The following is a 24,122-nucleotide window of genomic DNA, read 5'->3' as shown; positions in this document are numbered from 1 at the left end:
CTGACCTGCTGAATGCAGTGAGGGCGCCCCACCGTTTGGTGGGGCGCCCTCACTGATTCGATCGGCACGACTCAGTCGTCGGCCGTGCTCGGTCTCCGGTCGGCGATCAGCCTTCGGCCGGGTACCAGATTCCGATCTCGCGTTCGGCGGATTCGGTGGAGTCGGATCCGTGGACGAGGTTCTTCTGCACCTTCTCACCCCAGTCGCGGCCGAGGTCGCCGCGGATCGTGCCCGGAGCAGCTGCCGTCGGGTCGGTGGCGCCGGCCAGGGACCGGAAGCCGGGGATGACGCCCTGTCCGGAGGCGATGATCGAGACGATCGGTCCTTCGGACATGAAGTCGACGAGCGGCTGGTAGAAGGGCTTGCCTTCGTGCTCGGCGTAGTGGGCTGCCAGTTCGGCGGCGGTGGCCGAACGGAGATCCAGGGCGTCGATCGCATAGCCCTTGGCTTCGATTCGGGCCACGATCTGTCCGACGAGTCCGCGAGCGACTCCGTCGGGCTTGATGAGAATGAGCGTACGTTCCATTCCGGTCCTTCCAATTTCGTGTGGACGTCGGTCCACAGTCTACCCGGGCGCCGAGGCGGTCCCGTACCGACGTTGAAGACGTTCAGTCGCGCGCGGCGACCTCACGATCGATGCGGGCCGACCAGTACACGGCCACGGCCCACAGGGCGATGAAGAGCGCTGCGACGAAGAACATCGAGGTGAGCACGAAGCCCGAGGCCAGCAGCAGCACCTGGACGACCCAACCGAGGATCACGCCGGGACGCCTCTCCCCGATCCGGCGGGGCAGCAGAATGACTGCGACGATCGCGAGCACGGCGATGACCGAAGCTCCGATGAGCAGCTGGGCCAGAGTCAGAGTCTGGGCCGATTTCACCGACAGGCCGAAGGTCGTGAGCACGGCGAAGTAGACGACGACGAGTTCGCAGATGAGGATCGAGCCGCACAGGACGGGGTACTTCGATTTCATCGCTCCTCCCCTCGTCCGAGCAGCAGGCGGGCCTCGGCCACGGTGTAGATGGAACCGGTGACGACGATCCCCGGGCTCTTCGCATCGACGCTGTTGGCCAGGTCGATGGCCTTCATCAGGGCGGCGTTGAGGTCGGAGGCGACAATGACGGAATCTTCGTCGACCCACTCCCGGGCCACCTCGGCGAGGTCGTCGACCGGCAGCGCACGGGAGTTCAGGTTCTCGCTGACGACGAACACGTCGGCACTGCGGTGGAGCTCTTCGATGACGCCGTCGCTGTCCTTGTCGGCCAGCATCGCCAGCACCATGACGACGTAGTCGAAGTCGAACGCCTCGGTGAGGGTCTCGGCGAGCACATGCGCGGCATCCGGGTTGTGGGCGCCGTCGACGACGACGCTGGGCCCGGTGCGCACGAGTTCGGCGCGACCCGGTGAGGTCACACGCGCCAGCCCCTCGGCCACGGTCTCTTGGTCGAGCGGTTTGTCTTCGGCACCGAGGAAGGCCTCGGCTGCGACGATCGCGACCGTCGCATTGTGTGCCTGGTGGACTCCGTGCAGAGGCAGGAACAGGTCGGAGTAGACGTCTCGCCGACCTTGAACGGTGATGAGCTGGCCGTCGACGGCCCGCTGCCGATCGAGGAGGCGGAAGTCGCGTTCCTCGGTGGCCAGCGGAACCTCGCGGCGGGCGGCTTCTTCGTCGAGGACAGCCTGGGCGGCTTCGTCCTGGACGGCAGTCACGGCGACAGGTTTCGGGGCCGGGCTGTCCTCGACGCTGCGGTCGAGGATTCCGGCCTTCGTCGCAGCGATCTCCTCGATGGTGTCACCGAGGAACGCCTGATGGTCGAGGCCGATCTTCGTGAACACGCACACCTGAGCGTCGGCGACGTTCGTCGAATCCCACGCTCCGCCCATGCCGACCTCAGTGACGACGACATCGACGGGGGCATCGGCGAACACGGCGAAGGCCAGGACGGTCAGTGCTTCGAAGTAGGTCAGCTTCGCGCGGCCTTCGGCCTCGAGCTGTCCATCGACGATCTCGAGGTACGGGGCGATCTCGTCATAGATGCGCACGAAGGTCCGTGCGGACACGGGAGACCCGTCCACCGAGATCCGTTCGGTCACCGAGTGCAGGTGGGGACTGGTGAACCGGCCGACGCGGAGGTCGTGAGCCGTGATGAGCGAATCGATCATCCGCGCCGTCGATGTCTTCCCGTTCGTGCCTGTGATCGTGATCGTCGGGGCAGCCGTGTGGATGTCACCGAGGACCTCACACGCCCACCGGGTCGCGTCGAGGCGCAGTTCGATCTGCGTCTCCCCCGCCCGCGCCAGCAGCAAGGCATAGACGCGGGCGAGTTCGGCTCGCGTCGCCTCATCGACGACGGGTTCCGGCAGCGGCTCCGGTTCCGCTTCATCCGCGGTCTGCGGATCTTCGACAGCGGCCAGCAGCTCCTCAGCCTCGGACACCGGATCCTCGGCTGGGGTGTTATCGTCGCTCATGCCCGCTTCACCACCAGACGGGTGCCGCCGGGCAGCTCCTCCGGGGTGAAGGCCTCGGCGTCGGCATCGGCTGTCCCGAAGGTCAGTGATGTCGTCAGGGTCTCACCGGCGATGAGGTCGGCGTGAGGCTCGAGCGCGGCGGTCACCTCGGTGCCGGCTTCGATGGTCACGGCGATCCGGTCGGAGATGTCGAGGTCGAGCTGCTTGCGGATGCCCTGGATGGCGCGAACGGCATCGCGGGCCATGCCTTCGGCCTCGAGTTCCGGTGTGACCCGAGTGTCGAGAGCGAGGAAGCCGGAGTCGAGGGCTGCGAGCTCCATACCGTCGGTGCCGGACTCGGCGACGGATTCGAGCGTGTATTCGCCTTCGACGAGTTCGATTCCGCCGCTGACCACGGTGCCGTCGGTGACGGACCAGTCGCCGGTCTTCGAGGCCTTGATGACCTGCTGGACCTGCTTGCCCAGACGGGGACCGGCGGCACGGGCGTTGACCACGAGATTCTGGGACAGGGAAAATCCGGCGGCTTCCGCCTCGGCGACATCGAGGACCTCGACGGACCGCACGTTGAGCTCATCGGCGATGATCTCGGTGAAATCGAAGCTCAGGTCCGTGTCGGTGGCGACGGTCAGCTGCGACAGCGGCAGGCGCACGCGCAGCTGATTGGCCTTGCGCACCGAGGAAGCCGTCGAGCAGATGTCTCGGGTGAGGTCCATTGCCGCAACGAGGTCGTCATCGGCGGGGAACGCGTCAGCGTCCGGGTAGTCGGCCAAGTGCACCGACCGTTCACCAGTCAGCCCGCGGTAGATCTCTTCGACCGTGAACGGCAGCAGGGGTGCCGCCACCCGGCAGAATGCTTCCAGGCAGGTGAAGAACACGTCGAAGGACTCATGGGTGTCGGCGCCGCCGTCCCAGAACCGGCGGCGCGAGCGGCGCACATACCAGTTCGTGAGCATGTCGAGGTAGCTGCGGACGAGCTCGCAGGCCGCCCAGATGTCCAGGCCGTCCATGGCCACGCCGAATTCGGTGATGAGGTCATGGGTCTTGGCCAGCAGGTAGCGGTCGAGGACCTGAGACGAGTCGTACCGGGTCTGCGCCTGGTATCCGGTCTTCTCACCAGCCGGACCGTCGGCGGCATTGGAGTAGGTGGCGAAGAACTGCCACGTGTTCCACAGCGGGAGCACGACCTGGCGGACACCGTCGCGGATGCCCTGTTCGGTGACGACGAGGTTGCCGCCGCGCAGGATCGACGAAGCCATGAGGAACCAGCGCATGGCATCCGAGCCGTCGCGGTTGAAGACCTCGTTGACATCGGGGTAGTTGCGCAGAGACTTCGACATCTTCTGCCCGTCGGAGCCCAGCACGATGCCGTGGGAGATGCAGTTGGTGAATGCGGGCCGGTCGAAGATCGCAGTGGCCAGCACGTGCAGCAGGTAGAACCAGCCGCGGGTCTGTCCCACGTATTCGACGATGAAGTCCGCCGGGAAGTGGTTGTCGAACCATTCGGAGTTCTCGAACGGGTAGTGCACCTGGGCGTAGCTCATCGATCCGGAGTCGAACCACACGTCGAAGATCTCCGGGATGCGCTGCATCACCGACTTTCCGGTCGGGTCGTCCGGGTTCGGGCGGGTCAGATCGTCGACCCACGGGCGGTGTAGATCGACTTCGCCGGAGTCATTGCGCGGCAGGCGGCCGAAGTCGGCTTCGATCTCGTCAAGCGACCCGTACACGTCGGTGCGCGGGTAAGCCGGGTCGGAGGAGATCCAGACGGGGATCGGCGAACCCCAGAAGCGGTTGCGCGAGATCGACCAGTCACGGGCGTTCTCGAGCCATTTGCCGAACTGTCCGTGCTTGACGTTGTCGGGCACCCAGTTGATCTGCTCGTTGAGTTCGACCATGCGGTCCTTGAACTCGGTGACGCGGACGAACCAGGAGGACACGGCACGGTAGATCAGCGGGTTCCGGCAGCGCCAGCAGTGCGGGTAGGAGTGTTCGTAGGATTCGTGGCGGACCAGCAGCGCGGAACGGCCGTCCATCGGCCCCGTGTGGTTGCGCAGGTCCTTGATGATCGCCTTGTTCGCGTCGAATACCTGCTCGCCGGCGTAGTCGGGGACGGTCGAGTCGAAGCGACCGGCGTCGTCGACGGGACGGGCGGCGGTGATTCCGTAGGAGTCCGTGAGCTCCTTGTCCTCTTCACCGAAGGCCGGCGACTGGTGGACGATTCCGGTGCCGTCTTCGACGGTGACGAAGTCGGCGGCGAGGATCGTGTGCATCCGCTCGCCGAATTCCTCCTGGCGTCCCTCGAAATAAGGGAACGGAGGTTCGTAGGCTGCACCGACGAGTTCGCTGCCGGGGAAGGTCCGCAGAACCTGCGGGTCTTCGCCGAGTTCACGTGCATAGGCGCCGAGGCGCGCCTCGGCGAGGATGAGGGTCTTGCCCTGGAGCTCCTCGGCCCCGTCCTCACCGGGCACCACGGCGACCAGGGGGATCTCCGGGTTGACGGCCACGGCCTGGTTCGACGGAACCGTCCACGGTGTCGTGGTCCAGATGAGGACCCACTCGTCGGAATCCTTGAGCTTGTAGCCGATGGTCACGGCCGGATCCTGACGCATCTTGTATACGTCGTCATCCATGCGCAGCTCATGGTTCGACAGCGGCGTTTCGTCCTTCCAGCAGTACGGGAGGACGCGGTAGCCCTCGTAGACCAGGCCTTTGTCCCAGAGCTGCTTGAACGCCCAGATGACGCTTTCCATGTATTCGACATTGAGCGTCTTGTAGTCGTTGTCGAAGTCGACCCAACGACCCTGACGGGTCACATACTCTTCCCATTCCTGGGTGTAGCGCAGGACCGAGGAACGGCAGGCGTCGTTGAAGGCGGCCAGCCCCATGCGGCCGATCTCGGACTTGTCGGTGATGCCCAGCTGACGCTCGGCCTCGAGCTCGGCCGGCAGGCCATGAGTGTCCCAGCCGAATCGCCGGTCGACCTTCTTGCCCCGCATGGTCTGGAAACGCGGAACGACGTCCTTGACGTAGCCGGTGAGCAGGTGACCGTAGTGGGGCAGGCCGTTGGCGAAGGGAGGGCCGTCGTAGAAGACGAACTCGTTCTCGCCGTTCTCGCCGGCGTCGCGCTGAGCGATCGAGGCTTTGAAGGTGTCGTCCTCCTGCCAGTAGCGCAGCACAGCGTCTTCGATGGCAGGGAAGTTCGGGGCACTGGAGAGTCCGAACGTCGAGGTAGAAACCTTGGGATAAAGAGGCTGAGTCATGAGCGTCCTTCTGGGTCACTGCGGTCACTGTCACGAGGACGACAGTCTGCCGCGGTACCACCTCGCTTATCCGCTCTCCGACCGGTTCCGGTCAGTCAGCAGATCGCTCATTGACTAAGACGATGACGGGTCCACCCGTCCGGGTCTACTGAGAACACAGCGCTGTGCACGCTGGCTCCGTTCTTCCGGATGCTCCCCGGTGATAGCCGGATCGACGCAAGACAATCGTATACCGTCGACTCCGCCCGAGACCACTCGACAGGACATCTCAGTCACTTCGCCGAGGCGGCCCCGGGCAGGAGCCGTGCACGCTCAGAGTCCGCGGTTGCGGGCGACTTTGTGCTGGGCGGCCTGGGCGATCGGTCGGATGACCATGAGGTCGACATTGAAGTGGTGCGGTCGGGTCAGCGTGTACACGACGGCGTCGGCGACGTCGTCAGCGGTCAGCGGGTTCTCGACGCCTTCATAGACCTTCGCGGCCTTCGCTTCGTCACCGCCGACGCGTTTGTAGGTGAATTCGTCCGTGGCGACCATTCCGGGGGCGATCTCGATGACCCGCACGGGTTCGCCGGCGAGTTCGAGTCGCAGGGTCGCCGCCATCGAGTGGGTGCCGTGCTTCGCGGCGACGTAGCCTCCGCCTCCTTCGTAGGCCTGATGGCCCGCGGTCGAGGACATGACGACGATGTCCCCGCGGCCGGAGTCGATGAGGGCGGGCAGCAGGGCCTTGACGACGCGCAGGACACCGAGGACGTTAATGTCGAACATGTCCCGCCATCCGTCGATGGACGCCTCGGCGACGGTGTCGGTTCCGAAGGCGGCACCGGCATTGGCCACGAGGGAATGGACGACTCCCCCGGCGAGCACCTGCTCTGCCATGGATGCGACGGCGGCGTCATCGGTGAGGTCGGCGACGATGTAGTCGGCTCCGGTCTCCTCGGCGAGGGCCTTGAGCTTGTCCTCTCGGCGGGCCACTGCCACGACGTCCCAGCCCTGCTCGCGCAGCTGTCGGACCGTGGCGGCGCCGATTCCGGAGCTGGCTCCTGTGACTACTGCTCTGAGAGTTTCCATCTGTGTTCTCCTCTAACGGGTCGGTTGGGGTGGCGAGTCGGGATTCCGGTCGCGAAGTCGTCCTGTTCGGGTTTCAGTCTACGGAGTCGGCTCCCGTCCGGGGGCGGTGTCCCCGGCGTCGAGATCGCCGTCGATCGGGCTGCTTAGAGTCGGGTCGGGTGGAGCGTTTTCAGTCGGAGGTGTCGACGTGCTCGGGCGGGAGTGCGGATTTCGTGGCCCGCCTTCGCCGAAGACGGTGCGGACGCCGGGGATCTTCACGGCTGCCCAGGTGATCGCGGCGCAGACGATCGCATAGGCGATCGGCATGATGACGGCGTGGAGGAGGACGCCGGGCACAGTGTCCGGCAGTCCCATGGCATTGCGCACCGGATAGAGCAGAAGCGGATGGAGGAGGAACACGCCGAAGGAATACGGGTAGAAGCGGTGCAGCAGGCCGAATCCTTCGCGCATGTGGAAGTGCAGGAGCAGGTAGGCGGCCATGGAAGCGATGACGACTCCGGGGGCGAGGTACTCGTACGGGAACATCCATGGTTTCTCACCGGGGCCCAGGCCGGCCCAGACTGCGGTTCCGGCGATCGCGACGGCCAGCGTCGCCCAGGCGACGAGTGCACCGCGAACCGAGAGGACGATATCTCGCAGCACCCAGCCGAGGATGTAGAAGCCTGCCATCGGAAGGAACCGCGTGGCGATATTCGCTTCTCCGACGTCGAAGATCATCGACACCCATTGGTCGGCCATGCCGATGCCGAGGAAGGTCAGACCCGTCCCCCACTGCAGTCGGCGTGAACCGTGGACGCTGAGGAGGCGGAAGAACGGGGTGAGCAGAGTCAGCCCGGCCAGCACGTAGAGGAAGTAGAGCTGGACGAAGGGAGAACCGGTGAGAATCGCGATGCCCGGATTCCATGATTCGTCGTCCGGCTGCAGGTAGAAGCGCCGGAAGAGCACGTAGACAATGGTCCAGAACACGAGGGGGATGCCGATTCGCCAGACCCGTTTCGACAGGAACTTCCGTGGCTTGCTGCCCCGGTCGGGGTCGAGGGCCAGAGCGCCGGAGATCATGATGAACACGGGCACCGACCACCGGCAGGCGGAGTCGATGGCGTTGGCCAACCACCAGTCGGGGCCCATTCCGCCGAAGTTCTCTTCGACAACGGTGCCCAGGGAATGGATAGCGACGACGGCGATGATCGCGAACGCCCGTGCCGGATTCATCCACGCGGTCGACGTGGGCGGCGGATTCTCTGTCGGAATTCGGTCCAAAGGGGCCATGCGTCCATATTCTCATTGCCTGCGACAGAACCGTCTCACTCCCCCTTCAGGGTGTGAGCCGCCCCACCGGACCGACGAAGGTGAGCCTGAGCAGGTGCGCTGCCGTCTCGCGCCGTCGAGGATTCGCATGTCAGCGGGCGCGAACCGGTTTGGCCGAAAGCGAACCGAGTGAGAAAATCAGCAACTATGAACACACCTGCCTTTTCGGACTCGACGCACGAGTCAGTGAACCTGCCCGACAAGCCGGCCCTCGAGGGCCTGCGGGACAAATGGGACGCCGCGTGGAGCGAGCAGAACGTCTACGCCTTCGACGTCGACACCGATCGCGAGCAGGTCTACTCGATCGACACTCCCCCGCCGACCGCTTCGGGGTCGCTGCACGTGGGACATGTGTTCTCGTACACGCAGACCGACATCATCGCACGCTACCAGCGGATGACCGGCAAGAACGTGTTCTACCCGCTGGGATGGGACGACAACGGCCTTCCGACCGAACGCCGGGTGCAGAACTACTACGGCGTCACCTGCGATCCCAGCCAGCACTATGACCCGGACTTCCAGCCGCCGGCGAAGGCGCCGAAGAATTCGCGTGACTTCGTCAAGGTCTCTCGCCAGAACTTCATCGAGCTGTGCGAGAAGCTCTCGGCCGAGGACGAGAAGGTGTTCGAGGACCTCTTCCGCTCCACCGGACTGTCGGTGGATTGGAAGTACACCTACCGCACGATCGATGACGATTCCCGTGCCGTGAGCCAGCGCGCCTTCCTCACCGACCTCAAGAACGGGCACGCCTATTCGCAGGACGCCCCGACCATGTGGGACGTGACCTTCGGTACTGCGGTCGCGCAGGCCGAACTCGAGGATCGGGAACGGGAAGGCGCCTATCACAAGGTGAAGTTCTTCCCCGAGGGCGCCGATGGCCTGGCCGACACCTCGGCGGAGCCGATCATCATCCTCACCTCGCGCCCGGAGCTCATTCCCGCCGTCGTGGCGCTCGTCGCCCACCCCGATGACGAACGCTACGCCTCCCTGTTCGGCACCAACGTCGTTTCGCCGCTCTTCGGCGTCAGCGTCGAGGTCCGCGCCCATGAGCTGGCGAAGTCCGACAAGGGCACGGGCATCGCCATGGTCTGCACCTTCGGTGACCTCACCGACGTGACCTGGTGGCGCGAACTGGATCTGCCGACCCGCGCGGTGATCAACCGCGGCGGCCGCCTCAATCTCGAGGTGCCCGAGTGGATCGCCGCATCACCGAAGGCCGATGCGAAGGCCAACTACGAGGCCCTGGCGGGAAAGACGACGTTCTCTGCCCGCAAGGACATTGCGCAGATGCTCATCGACTCCGGTGACCTCATCGGCGAGATCGAGCCGATCACCCACCCGGTCCCGTTCTACGAGAAGGGCGACAAACCGCTGGAGGTCGTCACCAGCCGTCAGTGGTACATCCGCAACGGCGGTCGCTCGGCCGAACTGCGGGATGCGCTCATCGCCCGCGGTCGTGAGATCGAATGGCACCCTGCGTACATGCGCTCCCGCTACGAGAACTGGGTGGAGAACCTCAACGGCGACTGGCTGGTCTCCCGGCAGCGTTTCTTCGGAGTCCCGATCCCCCTGTGGTATCGCCTCGACGCCGATGGTCAGCCCGACTACGAGAACCCGATCGTTCCGGAATCGCTGCCCTGCGACCCCATCGCCGAGGCGCCTGCCGGCTTCACCGACGACCAGCGCGATGTGCCAGGCGGCTTCACCGCGGACCCGGACGTGCTCGACACCTGGGCGACGTCGTCGCTGACTCCGCAGCTACTCGGCGGCTGGTCGCGTGATGAGGAGTTCTTCGACAAGGTCTTCCCGTTCGACCTGCGTCCGCAGGGACACGACATCATCCGCACCTGGCTGTTCTCCACCGTCGTCCGGGCGAACTCGCTCAATGATGCGGCCCCGTGGAAGCATGCCGGACTCTCGGGCTGGATCCTCGATCCGGACCGGAAGAAGATGTCGAAATCGAAGGGCAACGTGGTCGTGCCCTCGGACATCCTCGGCGAGGCGAAGCCGGGATTCGGTCCCGACGCCGTCCGCTACTGGGCTGCCAGTGCGAAACTCGGCGCCGATACCGCCTATGACGTCACGCAGATGCAGATCGGTCGCCGTCTGGCGATGAAGCTGCTCAATGCGTCGAAGTTCGCTCTGGCTCAGGGCGTGCATGCCGGCCTCATCGGTCAGCTCGGAGCCGTCACGCACGATCTCGACCGGGCCCTGCTGGCGAAGCTGGCCGACGTCGTCGAACAGGCCGGAACGCATATGGCCGCCTACGACTACGCTCATGCTCTGCGTGTGACCGAGAGCTTCTTCTGGGAGTTCACCGACGACTACGTCGAACTGGTCAAGGATCGCTCGTATGGCGGTTCGGGCACCGACGATCAGGTGTCGGCCCACGTCACCCTGGCCACCGCCCTGGACGTGCTGCTGCGCCTGTTCGCGCCGTTCACGCCGTTCGTCACCGAAGAGGTCTGGTCCTGGTGGCGCACCGGGTCGGTCCACCGTGCGCAGTGGCCGGCCGATGAGGCACTGAGCCACCCGGGATCGTCCGTCGATCCCGAGCTGCTGGCTTCGGTGGCTGCGGCCCTGACCGAGATCCGCCGCACGAAGACCGAGGCCAAGGTCTCGCAGAAGACAGAGGTCGCCTCGGTGACCATCCAGGCACCGGCCTCCGTCGTCTCCGCGATCAAGGCAGCAGAAGGCGATCTCACTGCCGCCGGTCGCATCAAGTCCCTGGTGACAGAGGAAGCCGGCGAGGAAATCACCATCGCCGATATCAGCTTCGTCGAACAGGACTGATGACGTCGGGTCGGACCTCTGGCGTCCGGCCCGGCCCGAGACCTGATCGGTCCTCGCATAGCCCCACGACAGCCATTGCTTCGCAGAGTCGGAGCAACGGGTGCCGTGGGGCACTTTGCATGTTCCGGAACGGAAACACGAATTGACGCGGTTCTGCGGTCACTCCCCCGTAATATGGTTCTCGACCACTGAAGAAGTACCGAAGTTCTCCCCGACCGAAAGGCCCCCAGAACCGTGAGAAGCGAACTGTTTTCCAAGCGCAACGCCGAGATCCAGAACCAGGAGCGGTGGACCCTCCAGTCGAGCAAGATGCTGCGTACGGTGGTCACGCCGAACGCTCCGATGATCGCCACCAAGGGGGCCATGGTCGCCTACCAGGGTGATGTCCATTTCACCCACCAGGGGTCCAAGTCGGTCGGCCAGTTCATGAAGAAGGCAGCCACCGGCGAAGGCGGAAATGTCATGCGCGTGGAGGGACACGGAGAGGTGTTCTTCGCTCGGGAAGCCTCGAACATCTTCATGATGGCGCTCGAGGGACCGCAGGACGCACTGACCGTCAACACCTCGAACCTGCTTGCCTTCGACGATGTCCTCAGCTGGGAGATCAAGCGCATCAAGGGCGGCGTCGGGGCAATGGTCAGCGGTTCGGGACTGTTCAACCTCGAACTCGCCGGACAGGGCACCGCCGCCATCTGCTGCAAGGGTGAGCCCATGGTCCTCGACTGCTCGCAGCAGCCGACCTTCGTCGACCCGCAGGCAGCCGTGTGCTGGTCGTCGGCCCTGGCCCCGCAGATCAAGACCGATGTCAGCGTCGGTACGTTCTTCGGCCGCGGCTCCGGCGAGTCCGTGCAGCTGGCCTTCCACGGCCCGGGCTTCGTCGTCGTGCAGCCCGCGGAGAACGCCGTCTACTCGGCCACCACCAGCTGAAGCACGAGTCAGTCACTGACTGACGCTCCCGCCGGCCACCAGGCAGACACCCAAACTCCGAGCTGCCGGACGGCACTGTGACACCCCCCGACCTGCTGCGATGGCAGCGAGCCGGGGGGTGTCGTCGTCTCAGCGGGTCCATCCGCCGACCAAGGTCGCTCACTCAATTCTCGCATCCCTCACCAGCCATCTCTCAATGCCCAGTTGCAACGGGGTGGTTTGCCACGCAGGGTGAGGGATACGAAACTTTCGATGCGCTTTGCCGCTTGCAGGATGGGGTGAGAGCAGCGGTGCGTAATGTTGATAATGGCTCGATCCCTTCGAGCGCTGCTGGCGCGACCGCCTCGGTGATCTGTCTCAGACACTCGACGACCTCGAAAAATCGGAATCCACGAACGATCACGACACAGACTAGGACACAGATCATGACAGACGAACGCACGATCGAAGTCGACCAGTTCCTCTCCCACTCCCCGGCCACAGTCTGGCGGGCGCTCACCGAGCCGGATGTCATGGCCCTATGGTGGGCTGCAGGTGACATCTCCCCTGTCGTGGGACATTCCTTCACTCTCGACATGGGTGGCTTCGGGAAACAGCCGTGCACCGTCACGAAGGTCGATCCGCAGCGCCTCATCGCCTATACATTTGCCGAAGGCACCCTGGATTCGACGCTGACGTGGACGATTGTCCCCGAGGGCACGGGCACACGCTTGTTCTTGGCTCATTCCGGGCTGGACGTCGACACTCCAATGGGACTCCAGGCGTTCAAGGGAATGGGATCGGGGTGGCCAGGAATACTGGCTGCGATGGAGCAGGCCCTCGAAAACGTCGACATACGCTGATCCGAGCCTCCGAACGACTCCCTGCCTTTCCCGCCCGGACGTGGTGGCAGAAGGTCAGACTGTGGGGACGGTGTGCTCGCGGTAGTCGCGCTCGACTCGGTACTTCCGAAATGTCGGGAAGATCGCGGCGCAGGCGAGCACGAGGACGATGACGGCTATGCCGCCGCCCACCGCGGCGACCGTGGTGTTCGTGACGGCCGCGACGGAGCCGTGGAGGACGTCCGCAACACGTGGCCCGCCGGCCACGACGACGATGAACACTCCCTGCATCCGACCACGCATCGCATCGGTCGCGGCTTCTTGCAGCATCGTCTGTCGGAAAGCGCCGGAGACGATATCGGCTCCCCCGCCGACCGCCAGCGCTGCCAGTGCGACGACGAGCGCGGTCAGCCAGAAACCGGACGCAAGCTCGAGTGAGAGTCCGAATACCGTCATCGCCGCGCCCCAGACTGCAATGGCGACGATGACGGCGAGTCCTTGACGCTGCACATGTGAGACCCAGCCCGAGAAGATCCCGGCCAATGCGCTCCCAGCGGCCAGAGCGGCGAAGAGCAGCGAGAAGACGATTCCGCCCTCGGGCGGACCGTTGAAGGTCTCGACGGCGATCTGCGGGAACAAAGCCCGCGGCAGTCCGAAAACCATCGCGATGATGTCCACCAGCAACGAGACCATGACGACGGTGTTCGTCCGCAGATACCGGAATCCGTCAACGATGCCTTTGAACCCCGAGCGAGTATCCGGTTGTTTCTGCGGCAGCAGCGAAGGAAGCCGAATCACTGCATAGAGGGTGGCGAACAGGAACACGGCGTCGATGACGTAGAGCAGCTGGTACCCGAACAGCGGGATCAGTGAGCCGCCGAGAACAGGCCCGATCACGGCACCCAAGGTCATCACTGTCATGTTCAGCGAATTCGCGGCGGGCAGCAGGTTGAGCGGGACGATCGAAGGAATCAGAGCGCCCTTCGCAGGCTGATTCAGACCGAAGAATGCCTGCTGCATCGAAAACACGGACAGCAGCAACCAGACATTGTCGACGCTCAGCACTGCAAGGAGCGCGAGAATCGTGCTCGTGATGATCAGCCCGACGGTCGAGATCACAAGCAGTTTTCGCCGATCGAAGACGTCGGCCAATGAACCGCCCCACAATCCGAAGACGATGAGCGGGACCAGGCCGAACGCACCGGCGAGCCCGACATAGCCGGAGGACCCGGTGATGTGGAAGATCTGGGCGGGAATCGCCACAACCGTCATCTGCGCACCGATGACGGTGACGATGTTGGCTACCCACAGCCTGCGGAAGGGCGTATAGCGCAGTGGTCGCGTGTCAGCCAGCAGTCCCATGAGTCAGAGACTCAGGCAGACTTCTTATTCGTCCTGTTCCGTGACTTCGGCACAAGGGTCGGAGCGACATTGGATTCGACGACATCCTTGGTCACGACCACCTCGGCGATGTCCTCGCGTGAGGGCACATCGAACATGACCGGCTGCAGGACCTCTTCCATGATCGAGCGCAGGCCACGGGCTCCCGTGCCGCGCAGCAGCGCGAGGTCCGCGATAGCTTCGAGGGCCTCGGTCTCGAACGTCAGCGAGACATTGTCGAACTCGAACATCCGCTGGTACTGCTTGACCAGTGCGTTCTTCGGCTCGGTGAGGATCGACATGAGAGCGGCCCGGTCGAGGTTCGACACAGTAGCCAGCACCGGCAGACGGCCGATGAATTCGGGGATGAGACCGAACTTGAGCAGATCTTCGGGCAGGATGTCCGCGTAGAGGTCCTCTTCGTCGTTCTTCGACTGCAGAAGGGCGCCGAAGCCGATGCCGTGCTTGCCCTTGCGACCGGCCACGATCTCCTCCATCCCGGCGAAGGCGCCGGCGACGATGAAGAGCACATTGGTCGTGTCGATCTGCAGGAAGTCCTGGTGCGGATGTTTGCGTCCGCCCTGCGGCGGTACCGATGCCTGAGTGCCTTCGAGGATCTTCAACAGTGCCTGCTGCACGCCCTCACCGGACACGTCACGAGTGATCGACGGGTTCTCCGACTTGCGGGCGATCTTATCGATCTCGTCGATGTAGATGATTCCGTGTTCGGCACGCTGGATGTCGAAGTCCGCGGCCTGGATGAGCTTGAGCAGGATGTTCTCGACGTCTTCACCGACGTAGCCTGCTTCGGTCAGCGCTGTGGCGTCGGCGACTGCGAACGGAACGTTCAGTCGTTTGGCCAGCGACTGGGCGAGGTAGGTCTTGCCCGAACCGGTAGGGCCGACGAGCAGAATGTTCGACTTCGCAATCTCGACCTCGGAGTCGCTGCCGCCGAGGGTCTTCTCGTCACCTGACTGCAGGGACCGGATGCGCTTGTAGTGGTTGTAGACGGCTACTGACAGTGCCTTCTTCGCCGGTTCCTGACCGACCACGTACTCCTGGAGGAAGTCGAAGATCTCACGAGGCTTGGGCAGCTCGAGTTCGGCCTGCTCCGGACTGGATTCGCTGAGCTCCTCTTCGATGATCTCATTGCACAATCCGATGCATTCATCGCAGATGTAAACACCAGGTCCGGCGATGAGTTTCCGAACCTGCTTCTGAGACTTCCCACAGAAGTTGCATTTGAGCAGGTCTGCTCCGTCCGCACTGCGAGCCACTGTCACAACCTTTCGCCAGGACGCTTGGCCCCAACTCTACCGCTCGTGTTTCCTGTACCTCAATAGCTTCCCATACGTGGCTGACACGAACCCCCAGCCACGTCTCGGTGTGTCGGAGGTAGGAACCGAGAACGGGTCCGCACGATCGCAATCGCACGAACCCGTTCTCAGCGTTTCCCAGTCCTCCGAGCGGTGATCAGTTCGCGTTCTTGCGCGAAGAGAGCACCTGGTCGACGAGACCGTAGTCCTTGGCCTGCTCGGCCGTGAGGAAGAGGTCGCGTTCGATGTCGTTCGAGACCTGGGCGGCCTCCTTGTTCGAGTGCTTGGCCAGAGTGCCCTCGAGCCATTCGCGCATCCGCAGCACCTCAGCGGCCTGGATCTCAAGGTCAGAAGCCTGCCCCTGACCCTGCCCCTGCATCGCGGGCTGGTGGATGAGCACACGAGCGTTCGGCAGAGCCAAACGCTTGCCGGGGGTTCCCGCGGCCAGAAGTACAGCGGCGGCTGAGGCGGCCTGACCGAGGCAGACGGTCTGGATCTCCGGCTTGATGTACTGCATCGTGTCGTAGATGGCCGTCATAGCAGTGAACGAACCACCCGGCGAGTTGATGTAGAGAGTGATGTCGCGGTCCGGATCCTGCGATTCGAGGACCAGCAGCTGAGCCATGACATCGTCGGCGGACGTGTCATCGACCTGAGCGCCGAGGAACACCACACGATCGTCGAACAGCTTGGTGTAGGGATCCTGGCGCTTGAAGCCATAGGGGGTGCGCTCTTCGAACTGCGGCATGACATAACGCGACTGCGGCATGTTCGACGCCGTCGAACCCGGCATAAAGTTCATTGAATTCATTCTTCCCTCACTCCTGCTCAGTTGTTCTCGACGTCGGACGCGCGGGTGACCATCTTGTCGATGAAGCCGTATTCGAGGGCTTCTTCGGCAGTGAACCAGTGGTCACGGTCGTTGTCCTTGAGGATCTGCTCGAGCGACTTGCCGGTCTGCTGAGCGGTCAGCTCCGCCATCTGCTTCTTCATGTGCAGGATCAGTTCGGCCTGGATCTTGATGTCCGTGGCCGTACCGCCGATGCCGCCCAGAGGCTGGTGCATGAGGATGCGAGCGTGCGGAGTGGCGTAGCGCTTGCCCGGGGTGCCCGAGGACAGCAGGAACTGACCCATCGAGGCGGCCATGCCCATGGCCACGGTCGAGACGTCGGGCTTGATGTACTGCATCGTGTCGTAGATGGCCATACCGGCCGTGACGGATCCGCCGGGCGAGTTGATGTAGAGCGAGATGTCCGCTTCGGGGTCTTCGGCGGCAAGCAGCATCATCTGCGCGCAGATGGCGTTGGCGTTGTCGTCACGCACCTCCGAACCGAGCCAGATGATGCGCTCCTTGAGAAGACGATTGAAGATGTGGTCGTCCAGACCCATTCCCCCACCGGCGTCGAGGCCGACGGGAGCTGTCATGTCGTATGCGCTCACGTTTCACTCCTGTGTTCTGTGGATGGCTTGCTATGGACTCTAACCGCTCTCCCCCGGGTTTTAGTCCGCGGCGAGGCCTGTGTTCGCCCTCAGCGTGATCGGGACCTGCGCAGATGCAGAGACGGTGGGTACGGATCGCAATCCGTACCCACCGTCTCATCAGGATTCCACCGCCGAGGCGGCTCGTCCTCAGTTCTCTTCGGCGGCTTCTGCAGGTGCTTCGTCTGCGGCTTCCGCGCTCTGCGCGTCAGCGTCGGCATCCTCGGCGTCGTCACCGGCGGAGGTGAAGGCCTCCATGTCGACGACGTTACCGGCGGTGTCCTTGACCGTGGCACCGGCGAGGACGGCGGCCAGGGCCTTGCGGCGCGAGACCTCGCCGACCAGCGCATTGACCTGGCCGGAGCTGTCGAGCATCTGGGCGAACTCGTTGGGGTTCATTCCGTACTGCTGCGACGCGGAGATCAGGTACTCGATGAGCTCGGGCTGGCTGACCTCGACGTTCTCGGCTTCGGAGACGGCATCGAGGATGAACTGGGTGCGCAGGTTGCGCTCGGTCTCCTCGGTGACCTCCTTGCGGTGCTCGTCATCGTCCGAACGGTTCTCGGCTTCGAGGTGACGCTCGACCTCGTCGGTGACGATCTTGGCCGGGACCGGCACGTCGAGGGTCTCCATGAGGTGTTCGAGGACCTTGTCGCGCGCCTGGACGCCCTGCTCGGTCTCCTTGGCCTTACCGGCCTGCTCACGCAGGTCCTCACGCAGTTCGGCGATCGTGTCGAACTCACTGGCCAGCTGAGCGAAGTCGTCGTCGGCCTCAGGCAGTTCGCGTTCCTTGACAGCGCTGAGAGTGATCTTCACGGTGCCCTGTTCGCCGGCGTGCTCGCCGCCTGCGAAGGTGGTCTCGAAGGTCGTGGTCTCTCCGGCGGAGAGCCCGTCGAGGGCCTCGTCCATGCCTTCGAGCATGGTTCCGGCGCCGACCTGGTAGGAGATGTCGGAAGCGGTGTCGATCTCTTCGTCATCGATGGTGGCGACGAGGTCGAGGGTGACGAAGTCGTCCTTGGCAGCGGGACGATCGACGGCGACCAGGGTTCCGAAGCGGGTGCGCAGCTGCTCGAGCTCGGCATCCACATCGGCGTCGGTGACCTCGATGGGGTCGACCTCGATGTTGATCGTGTCGTAGGCAGGCAGTTCGACCTCGGGACGCACGTCGACCTCGACGGTGAAGCCGAGCTCGCCGTCTTCGGTTCCGTCGAGACCGGGAACCTCGGAGATCTCGACCTCGGGCTGACCCATCGGCTTGAGGTCGTGCTCTTCGACCGCATTGCGGTAGAAGTCATCAAGACCGTTGTTGACGGCTTCCTGGATCACAGCAGGACGGCCGATGCGCTGATCGATGATGCGCGCGGGGACCTTGCCCTTACGGAAACCGGGGACGGTGACCTGAGCACCGATGGTCTTGTATGCCTCGTCGACACTCGGCTTGAGTTCGGCGTATGGGACTTCCACGCTGATCTTGACCCGGGTGGGGTCGAGTTGCTCGACGGAGCTCTTCACAGTGTGACCTTTCAAATTCGACAGTCATGCATTTTCGGTCATCTCCGACCTGATCATCCGGGTTCGTGACCGCAAACGGCCATCTCACAGCCTGATCGGTCATCTCGTGACCTTAGAGGGAGCGAAAGTCCACGAATAGTTCGCGCACGTCCGCAAGACGCAATCACCTATGTTACGCGAAACCCCGCCCGTTACGCGAAACAGGGGTGATTTCACGACCCCGCTCCCCTTCGGCGCACGTAGAGCTCGTCGAGGGTGATGATGACGTTGGCCGCCGTCCATGACAGGGGCGCCACGGAGACCGGGGCACCCTCGGCGGTGATCTTCTCCGGCAGGGATCCGGCGCTCGTGCGGTGGGCGGAGAGCCAGTCGAGGATCGACTCGGCCTTCTCCGTCTGTCCCAGGCGGGCGAAGCCGAGCCCCATGAGTGAGGTCGACGGCGTCCAACTGGAACGGTCGATGATCCAGCCGTGCCCGGGCTTGATCCCTCCCGCCGGCTGCTCGAGCCGGTCCCAGACTCCCCCGAGGAGCTCGGGTTCGAGTGCATAGATCGCGTCCACCGCATTCGGCACCAGTCCAGCTGCGGGCAGATACGCGATGGCCGAATCGGGCCCACCCGCGGTCGGGTACCGCTGCATCCCGTTGGCAACGAAGGTCCGAGTGAAGGTCGCGCGGTAGTCATCCGCCGCGCGTCGGACGGATTCCGGATCTCCGCCGAGGCGGCTCCACAGTTCCGGATTCGCCCTCGTCAATGCGGTGAGTGAGTTCATCCCGACCAGAGTGGGTCCGGCCAGACCGAGTGAGACCCGGGATTCGCCGACCTCCCAGTAGTCAGGGCCGACGGGAGGCAGGCTGCGCCCGTAGGCGGTGAGGTTGAAGATGCGCCGGCTGGTCCGTCGCAGCAGGTCATCGAGCTCCCCGAGATCGAACGGAGCAGCCGACGCCTCAGAGACAGCATGGACCTCGGAGATCGCCCAGAGGACGAGGCCTAGTGAGTCGAACTGGGATTCGCGGTCGTCCGGCGCCATTCCCGTAGTGGGGTCGACCCGGGCGGCGAACGAACCGTCGACCGCCTGCACGGACTGCAGGAACAGGAGCTGACTCCATGCCAAGTCCGGCCGGCCGATTCGAGCCAGCGCGATTGCGGAGAAGGCAGTGTCGCGGGGCCAGACATACCGCCAGGGGCCGGCCCATCCGGCCACCGTGGCGGGCAGCTCGTCGCTGAGCACCCACAGGTCGAGCAGAGCCGAGATGGCCAGATCACGCCGTTGAACCGGGAGTTCCCGGAGCCACGGTTCGCAGGCGGCGAGGAACTCCTGCTGCCGACGCGCAGGGCCGGGATCAGCAAGGTTCGGCAAGACTCGCGACTGCGCGGGCAGACTCTGCGCGGATTCGGCGTCGAGGGCTTCACGACGTCCTGAGGAAGTAAAGGCGGCTGTGACGGAACGGACCGGATCGGGCCGGGCCGCCTCGGCGAGGGCTGTCGTGATCGCTGAACCCAGACCGATCGCACCGATCCCGATAGCGGCACCGGTGAGAATCGCTCGCCGGCTGGGCCGCGCGGTGCTCTGTGCATTCTGCGGGAGCGTGCCCTGCACCGGTCGAACGGCGGTGGTCATGAGGAGGATCCTACCTGTCCGAGCATGAGAAAACCGGCCTGACCAACGGGTCAGACCGGCTTGTGGAGGGGATGACGGGAATCGAACCCGCACCATCAGTTTGGAAGACTGAGGCTCTACCATTGAGCTACATCCCCGTGTTGCGAGTTCGACTATAGTCGAGAACTTCCTCGACCGCCAAATCGACATTCGGTGACCTGCGTCACTGGTCGAATCGCACTGTGAGGTGCGTCGCATTAGCGGGTTTGCTCGATTCGCAAGGTGCAAGTCCCGACCCGCCTGTGGTTAGATAGGAGCCGTCGCGGGATGTGGCGCAGCTTGGTAGCGCATCTGTTTTGGGAACAGAGGGTCGCAGGTTCAAATCCTGTCATCCCGACAGACTCCAGCCGCTCGGACCACTTGGTTCGAGCGGCTTTTTCATGCTCCGGATCAGAGGCTCTCATCCCCTTTCACCAGGAAAAACACCAACCCCGGGGTTGGTGGGATGACGCAATCACACGTGTTGTAGCATGGTGCCGTTTGTTCAGACGGAGTGAAGGAACTCAGAGATGACACGGTGGAGACGGGGACAGATTGCGGCTGTGGCTACGGCCATCGGATTGGTGGCAGCAGGGTGCTCCGGAGGAGGCACAGAGGAGTCCAGCTCTGCCTCGCAGGAAGACGAGGGCGCCGGCAAGGCCGATGTGAAGTACCCGGCCGATGGATTCGGCACACCTGCGTGGCAAGCAGAAGCCTTGTCCGTCGACGACGGAGCCAGCGCTGAGATCTACGACGACCGCGTGGTCCGGTGGGGTGGAACTCAGATCGAATCCCGCAATCCCGATGGCTCAGTCGCGTGGGAACTGAACCTGGCCGAGCAGGTGGGTGATGACCAGTCGTTCATCGATGTGCGGCAGATGTCCGGCGGCCTGTTGGGCCTGATAACCGGGGAAAGTGTCTCACCCGACCACACCTTCCTCCTCGATGCGGAAACTGGCAAGAACCTTCAAGAGGTCGATATCCCCGACGATTGGGAGATCTTCGTGCCAGGAACGATCGACCGCCAGTGGGGACTGCCGTTCCAATCCGGAGACGACGATGAGAACGTCTTCGTCGTGAACTCGGACGGCTCGATCGATAAGTTCGCGCACCTCTTGTACGCGACTGGAGAGTCAGTGCTCACGCTCAATGAGGAGTTCGGCGAAAAGATCACGTGGCATCCGACTGGGGCACGTACCGGCGAAGCCACGACTTATAAGGACCTGGCCGGTGCCTCCCCGGACCGAGTCGCACAGCTCGCACCGCGATTCATCGTCGATGCCGATACCGCCGTGGTGCAGTCCGGAGGAACCGGCGAGAGCGCAGCCGAGATGATCGACTTCAGCAAGGGCAAACGCCTCGGCATCATCGAAGACTGCAACCCCGACAACATCAGCGATGTCCACACCACTCAGATCAGCCCCAATGGGAAGTTCATCGCCGCCGGGAACGCCCTGTGGGAGGGAACCGAAGCCACCTGCCTGAGCGCGAAGGGCGGACCCACAGCCCAGGGGAAAGCGGTGTTCGACGACGGCACCGTCATCGCCAACGACTACACGGGCCACGGGGACGCGCAGATCGAGGACTTCGTGAAGAATCCGGTGCTGATGCTCAAAGACGGCGAGGTCATCTCCGAATTCGACAATGCCGAAAGCGATGACGGCCGGCACCAGATCGCGCCTAAAGGCACTCTGTCCAGCGACCTCGTCGTCTACGCCAGTCCCGACGGCGGCGTCGTCGCGCTGCCTCGGAAATAGGGGTCAGAGCTTACGCCTCGAAGTCGATGACCTGCCGGACGACCGTTCCGTCGGAGAGCGAGTCGAATGCCTCGTTGAGCTCGCTCAGTGTGATCGCGTCGGAGATGAGCTCCTCGACGGGCAGCTTGCCCTCCCTCCACAGCTGCGCGTAGACGGGGATATCCCGACTTGGCACCGCCGACCCGAGGTACGAGCCGATGACGGTCCGGGCCTCGGCGGTCAGGGTCACCGGGGTGATGTTCGACTGCGCATCCGGTGCGGGCAGTCCCACCGTCACTGTCGTCCCGCCGACGGCGGTGGCCGTGAACGCGGTCTCGAAGGCCCGAGGATGCCCCACACACTCGATGACGATCGGTGCTTTCCTCTCCCCCAGCTGCTCTGGCGTAAAGACCTCGACAGCGCCGAGTTCCTTCGCACGTACGAGCTTGTCCGGGTTCGCGTCGACGCCGATGACTCCGGCGGTCTCAATGGACAGCGCGGTGATGAGTGCGGCCATTCCGACCCCGCCGAGTCCGACGATCATCACTTCGTCGTCGGGCCCCGGACGTCCGGCGTTGAGGACCGCTCCCCCGCCGGTGAGCACGGCACAGCCGAGCACAGCAGCGATGGAGGCGGGAACATCGTCGTCGACGGGAACGACGGATGCGCGGTTGAGAACCGCATGAGTGGCGAACACGGACGCGCCGAGGTGGTGGAGCACCTCGGCGCCGGTGTCGTCGTGGAGACGCACCTTGTGACCGTCGAACGGCAGGGTTCCGGCACCGTTCGTCGCACTGCCCGGGGTGCAGGGCAGTTTGCCGTCGGTGCGGCAGTTCGCGCATTCCCCGCAGCGGGGCAGGAACACTGTGACGACCTGTTGGCCGACCTCGAGGTCATCGACACCGTCACCGAGTTTCTCGACGACTCCCGCACCTTCGTGACCGAGCAGCATCGGCAGAGGGCGGGGACGGTTTCCGTCGACGACGGAGAGATCCGAGTGGCAGACCCCTGCGGCCGTCATCCGGATGAGCACCTCACCCGGGCCCGGTTCATCGAGTTCGAGTGTCTCGATCGAAATCGGCTGCGAATCGGCGAAGGGCCGGGGCCGTTCCATCTCTCGCAGCACGGCGCCGTGGATCTTCACAGTGTTCTCCCTTTCACAGAGCCTGCTGGCCCTGCTCCTCGTAGTCGGCCATGATCTTGATGCGTCGTTCGTGGCGCTCATCGCCGGAGAACGGCTCGGCCAGGAATGCGTCGACGATGGCGATCGCTTCGGCTTCAGGGTGCTGGCGGGCACCGACAGCGACGATCTGCGCGTTGTTGTGCTGGCGGGCCAGCTTCGAGATCTCCGGGTTCCACGCCAGAGCGGTGCGTGCGCCCTTGACCAGATTCGCGGCCATCTGCTCGCCGTTGCCCGATCCGCCGATCACGACTCCGAGCGCTTCTTGACCGGCGGCCTGATCGTCGACGACGGCCTGTGCCGCGGCGATGCAGAATGCCGGGTAGTCATCGAGTGCGTCAAATTCAAGGGCGCCGTGGTCGACGACTTCGTGCCCGCCCGTCTCGAGGTGGGCCTTGAGCACCTCCTTGAATTCGAATCCGGCGTGATCGGTGCCGAGGTGAACCTTCATATGTCTGCCTTTCGGTGCGTGGTGGGGGGGCGGTCGATCCGCTGACTGCGCGGACCGTCGAGTCTCAGTCGAAGTTCGGGCCCTGGTCGCGGGTGCGCTTGAGCTCGAAGAATCCCGGCGTCGAGGCGACTGCGAGAACTCCATCGAAAAGACGACCAGCATCTTCGCCCTTCGGGGCGGGAGTGACGACGGGGCCGAAGAACGCGGTTCCGGCGACGCGGCAGATCGGTGTGCCGACATCGTCGCCGACCAAACTCAGAGCCTCGTCATGAGAGGCCTGGAGCTGTGCGTCATAGTCGTCGGTTTCGCCGTACTTCTTGAGATCGGCGGGCAGTCCCACCTCGGCGAGGGCCTCGGTCACAGCTTTGTCGAAGTCCTTCTCTCCACCTGGGTGGATGCGGGTGCCGATCGCGGTGTAGAGCGGTTCGGCGATCTCCTCACCGTGCTCGGCGATCGCGGCGGTGACGATGCGCATCGGGGCCAGGGCCCGGTTCATCAGTGCGCGGTAGTCCTCGGAAATGTCCTTGTCCCGGTTGAGGAAGTTCAGGCTCATCGGATGGAACTTCACGTCGACGTCGCGGACCTTGGCCACTTCGAGTCCCCAGCGCGAGGTCATCCATGCCCACGGGCAGGCCGTGTCGAACCACAGGTCGAGTGTTTCTCTGCTCACTGTCTCTCCTCTTTCATCCGCTTGCGGGAACCCTGTCGGGCACCCGAGGTGTCGGTGTTCAATCTACCAATACCGGTCGATCGCGGGTACAGCGGCCGAATACCGATCAGTGGT

At 64.1% G+C, this 24,122-nt stretch carries 19 protein-coding genes and 2 tRNA genes; 5 read left to right on the top strand and 16 right to left on the bottom strand.

From position 1 onward, the window contains the following. Positions 1 to 106: 106 nt before the first annotated feature. The 6 genes from ndk to BEP01S_RS08550 form a co-directional block, all read right to left on the bottom strand. On the bottom strand, positions 107 to 526 hold the full coding sequence (gene ndk, locus BEP01S_RS08575) for a nucleoside-diphosphate kinase (protein WP_039210750.1): 420 nt from the start codon (positions 524 to 526) through the stop codon (positions 107 to 109). Positions 527 to 608: 82 nt separating this feature from the next. Continuing rightward, a complete protein-coding gene (locus BEP01S_RS08570; RefSeq protein WP_039210748.1) occupies positions 609 to 974 on the bottom strand; it encodes a DUF4233 domain-containing protein in 366 nt (121 codons plus the stop codon). Then, positions 971 to 2,470, bottom strand: a complete 1,500-nt coding sequence (locus BEP01S_RS08565; protein ID WP_082018990.1) for a bifunctional folylpolyglutamate synthase/dihydrofolate synthase — start codon at positions 2,468 to 2,470, stop codon at positions 971 to 973. The genes BEP01S_RS08570 and BEP01S_RS08565 overlap by 4 nt, the downstream gene beginning before the upstream one ends. Further along, positions 2,467 to 5,730: an isoleucine--tRNA ligase gene (ileS, locus tag BEP01S_RS08560; RefSeq protein ID WP_062242239.1), complete on the bottom strand. Its 3,264-nt coding sequence runs from the start codon at positions 5,728 to 5,730 to the stop codon at positions 2,467 to 2,469. The genes BEP01S_RS08565 and ileS overlap by 4 nt, the downstream gene beginning before the upstream one ends. Before the next feature lie 312 nt (positions 5,731 to 6,042). Further along, complete coding sequence (locus tag BEP01S_RS08555) at positions 6,043 to 6,798, bottom strand: SDR family oxidoreductase (RefSeq protein WP_062242236.1); 756 nt, start codon at positions 6,796 to 6,798, stop codon at positions 6,043 to 6,045. A gap of 78 nt (positions 6,799 to 6,876) precedes the next feature. Further along, entirely contained in the window at positions 6,877 to 8,067 is a 1,191-nt protein-coding gene (locus BEP01S_RS08550; protein WP_083532629.1) for an acyltransferase, read from the bottom strand. A gap of 186 nt (positions 8,068 to 8,253) precedes the next feature. Here BEP01S_RS08550 and valS point away from each other — a divergent pair, with 186 nt between their 5' ends. The 3 genes from valS (at position 8,254) to BEP01S_RS08535 (ending at position 12,668) form a co-directional block, all read left to right on the top strand. Then, complete coding sequence (valS, locus tag BEP01S_RS08545; protein ID WP_062242233.1) at positions 8,254 to 10,899, top strand: valine--tRNA ligase; 2,646 nt, start codon at positions 8,254 to 8,256, stop codon at positions 10,897 to 10,899. A gap of 234 nt (positions 10,900 to 11,133) precedes the next feature. Further along, positions 11,134 to 11,826 carry an AIM24 family protein gene (locus tag BEP01S_RS08540; RefSeq protein WP_062242231.1) on the top strand — a complete coding sequence of 231 codons (693 nt, stop codon included), beginning with the start codon at positions 11,134 to 11,136 and terminating at the stop codon, positions 11,824 to 11,826. Between the two features lie 425 nt (positions 11,827 to 12,251). After that, a complete protein-coding gene (locus tag BEP01S_RS08535; RefSeq protein WP_062242229.1) occupies positions 12,252 to 12,668 on the top strand; it encodes an SRPBCC family protein in 417 nt (138 codons plus the stop codon). A gap of 54 nt (positions 12,669 to 12,722) precedes the next feature. Here BEP01S_RS08535 and BEP01S_RS08530 read toward each other — a convergent pair whose 3' ends face one another. The 7 genes from BEP01S_RS08530 to BEP01S_RS08500 all read right to left on the bottom strand — a co-directional run bounded on the left by BEP01S_RS08530 (position 12,723) and on the right by BEP01S_RS08500 (position 20,090). Next, positions 12,723 to 14,009 (bottom strand): MFS transporter, encoded by a 1,287-nt coding sequence (locus tag BEP01S_RS08530; protein WP_062242227.1) that lies wholly within the window; start codon positions 14,007 to 14,009, stop codon positions 12,723 to 12,725. An 11-nt stretch (positions 14,010 to 14,020) separates the two neighbouring features. Beyond that, positions 14,021 to 15,304, bottom strand: coding sequence for an ATP-dependent Clp protease ATP-binding subunit ClpX (gene clpX / locus BEP01S_RS08525; RefSeq protein ID WP_062242225.1), 1,284 nt, complete (start codon positions 15,302 to 15,304; stop codon positions 14,021 to 14,023). A 196-nt stretch (positions 15,305 to 15,500) separates the two neighbouring features. Next, positions 15,501 to 16,145 carry an ATP-dependent Clp protease proteolytic subunit gene (locus BEP01S_RS08520; protein ID WP_062242223.1) on the bottom strand — a complete coding sequence of 215 codons (645 nt, stop codon included), beginning with the start codon at positions 16,143 to 16,145 and terminating at the stop codon, positions 15,501 to 15,503. A gap of 26 nt (positions 16,146 to 16,171) precedes the next feature. Then, a complete protein-coding gene (locus BEP01S_RS08515) occupies positions 16,172 to 16,768 on the bottom strand; it encodes an ATP-dependent Clp protease proteolytic subunit (RefSeq protein ID WP_039210730.1) in 597 nt (198 codons plus the stop codon). Positions 16,769 to 16,972: 204 nt separating this feature from the next. Next, positions 16,973 to 18,334, bottom strand: a complete 1,362-nt coding sequence (gene tig, locus BEP01S_RS08510; protein WP_039210727.1) for a trigger factor — start codon at positions 18,332 to 18,334, stop codon at positions 16,973 to 16,975. Positions 18,335 to 18,546: 212 nt separating this feature from the next. After that, positions 18,547 to 19,953, bottom strand: coding sequence for a glycoside hydrolase family 15 protein (locus BEP01S_RS08505; protein ID WP_062242221.1), 1,407 nt, complete (start codon positions 19,951 to 19,953; stop codon positions 18,547 to 18,549). A gap of 63 nt (positions 19,954 to 20,016) precedes the next feature. After that, a tRNA-Gly gene (locus BEP01S_RS08500) sits at positions 20,017 to 20,090 on the bottom strand. Between the two features lie 165 nt (positions 20,091 to 20,255). On the opposite strand from BEP01S_RS08500, the gene BEP01S_RS08495 reads away from it, so the two are divergent. Continuing rightward, a tRNA-Pro gene (locus BEP01S_RS08495) sits at positions 20,256 to 20,329 on the top strand. 172 nt (positions 20,330 to 20,501) lie between these two features. Next, a complete protein-coding gene (locus tag BEP01S_RS08490) occupies positions 20,502 to 21,728 on the top strand; it encodes a hypothetical protein (protein WP_062242219.1) in 1,227 nt (408 codons plus the stop codon). 10 nt (positions 21,729 to 21,738) lie between these two features. On the opposite strand, the gene BEP01S_RS08485 is transcribed toward BEP01S_RS08490, so the two are convergent. The 3 genes from BEP01S_RS08485 to BEP01S_RS08475 form a co-directional block, all read right to left on the bottom strand. Next, positions 21,739 to 22,851: an alcohol dehydrogenase catalytic domain-containing protein gene (locus BEP01S_RS08485; protein WP_062242216.1), complete on the bottom strand. Its 1,113-nt coding sequence runs from the start codon at positions 22,849 to 22,851 to the stop codon at positions 21,739 to 21,741. A 13-nt stretch (positions 22,852 to 22,864) separates the two neighbouring features. Beyond that, positions 22,865 to 23,338: a ribose-5-phosphate isomerase gene (locus BEP01S_RS08480; RefSeq protein WP_039210723.1), complete on the bottom strand. Its 474-nt coding sequence runs from the start codon at positions 23,336 to 23,338 to the stop codon at positions 22,865 to 22,867. Between the two features lie 64 nt (positions 23,339 to 23,402). After that, on the bottom strand, positions 23,403 to 24,008 hold the full coding sequence (locus BEP01S_RS08475) for a mycothiol-dependent nitroreductase Rv2466c family protein (RefSeq protein ID WP_039210721.1): 606 nt from the start codon (positions 24,006 to 24,008) through the stop codon (positions 23,403 to 23,405). Positions 24,009 to 24,122 lie beyond the last annotated feature (114 nt).

It is taken from the genome of Brevibacterium epidermidis NBRC 14811, assembly GCF_001570805.1.
Taxonomy (GTDB): Bacteria; Actinomycetota; Actinomycetes; order Actinomycetales; family Brevibacteriaceae; genus Brevibacterium; species Brevibacterium epidermidis.
The sequence above is the reverse complement of the archived record's forward strand: the minus strand, read 5'-3'. Positions and strand labels throughout refer to the sequence as shown.

What these genes read in the sequence shown, in the direction of transcription:
- BEP01S_RS08570 (WP_039210748.1), bottom strand. Translation starts at nt 974, where the DNA reads ATGAAATCGAAGTACCCCGTCCTGTGCGGCTCGATCCTCATCTGCGAA.
- BEP01S_RS08565 (WP_082018990.1), bottom strand. Translation starts at nt 2,470, where the DNA reads ATGAGCGACGATAACACCCCAGCCGAGGATCCGGTGTCCGAGGCTGAG.
- BEP01S_RS08515 (WP_039210730.1), bottom strand. Translation starts at nt 16,768, where the DNA reads ATGACAGCTCCCGTCGGCCTCGACGCCGGTGGGGGAATGGGTCTGGAC.
- BEP01S_RS08490 (WP_062242219.1), top strand. Translation starts at nt 20,502, where the DNA reads ATGACACGGTGGAGACGGGGACAGATTGCGGCTGTGGCTACGGCCATC.
- BEP01S_RS08505 (WP_062242221.1), bottom strand. Translation starts at nt 19,953, where the DNA reads ATGACCACCGCCGTTCGACCGGTGCAGGGCACGCTCCCGCAGAATGCA.
- ileS (WP_062242239.1), bottom strand. Translation starts at nt 5,730, where the DNA reads ATGACTCAGCCTCTTTATCCCAAGGTTTCTACCTCGACGTTCGGACTC.
- BEP01S_RS08555 (WP_062242236.1), bottom strand. Translation starts at nt 6,798, where the DNA reads ATGGAAACTCTCAGAGCAGTAGTCACAGGAGCCAGCTCCGGAATCGGC.
- BEP01S_RS08530 (WP_062242227.1), bottom strand. Translation starts at nt 14,009, where the DNA reads ATGGGACTGCTGGCTGACACGCGACCACTGCGCTATACGCCCTTCCGC.
- BEP01S_RS08520 (WP_062242223.1), bottom strand. Translation starts at nt 16,145, where the DNA reads ATGAACTTTATGCCGGGTTCGACGGCGTCGAACATGCCGCAGTCGCGT.
- ndk (WP_039210750.1), bottom strand. Translation starts at nt 526, where the DNA reads ATGGAACGTACGCTCATTCTCATCAAGCCCGACGGAGTCGCTCGCGGA.
- valS (WP_062242233.1), top strand. Translation starts at nt 8,254, where the DNA reads ATGAACACACCTGCCTTTTCGGACTCGACGCACGAGTCAGTGAACCTG.
- BEP01S_RS08535 (WP_062242229.1), top strand. Translation starts at nt 12,252, where the DNA reads ATGACAGACGAACGCACGATCGAAGTCGACCAGTTCCTCTCCCACTCC.
- BEP01S_RS08550 (WP_083532629.1), bottom strand. Translation starts at nt 8,067, where the DNA reads ATGGCCCCTTTGGACCGAATTCCGACAGAGAATCCGCCGCCCACGTCG.
- BEP01S_RS08480 (WP_039210723.1), bottom strand. Translation starts at nt 23,338, where the DNA reads ATGAAGGTTCACCTCGGCACCGATCACGCCGGATTCGAATTCAAGGAG.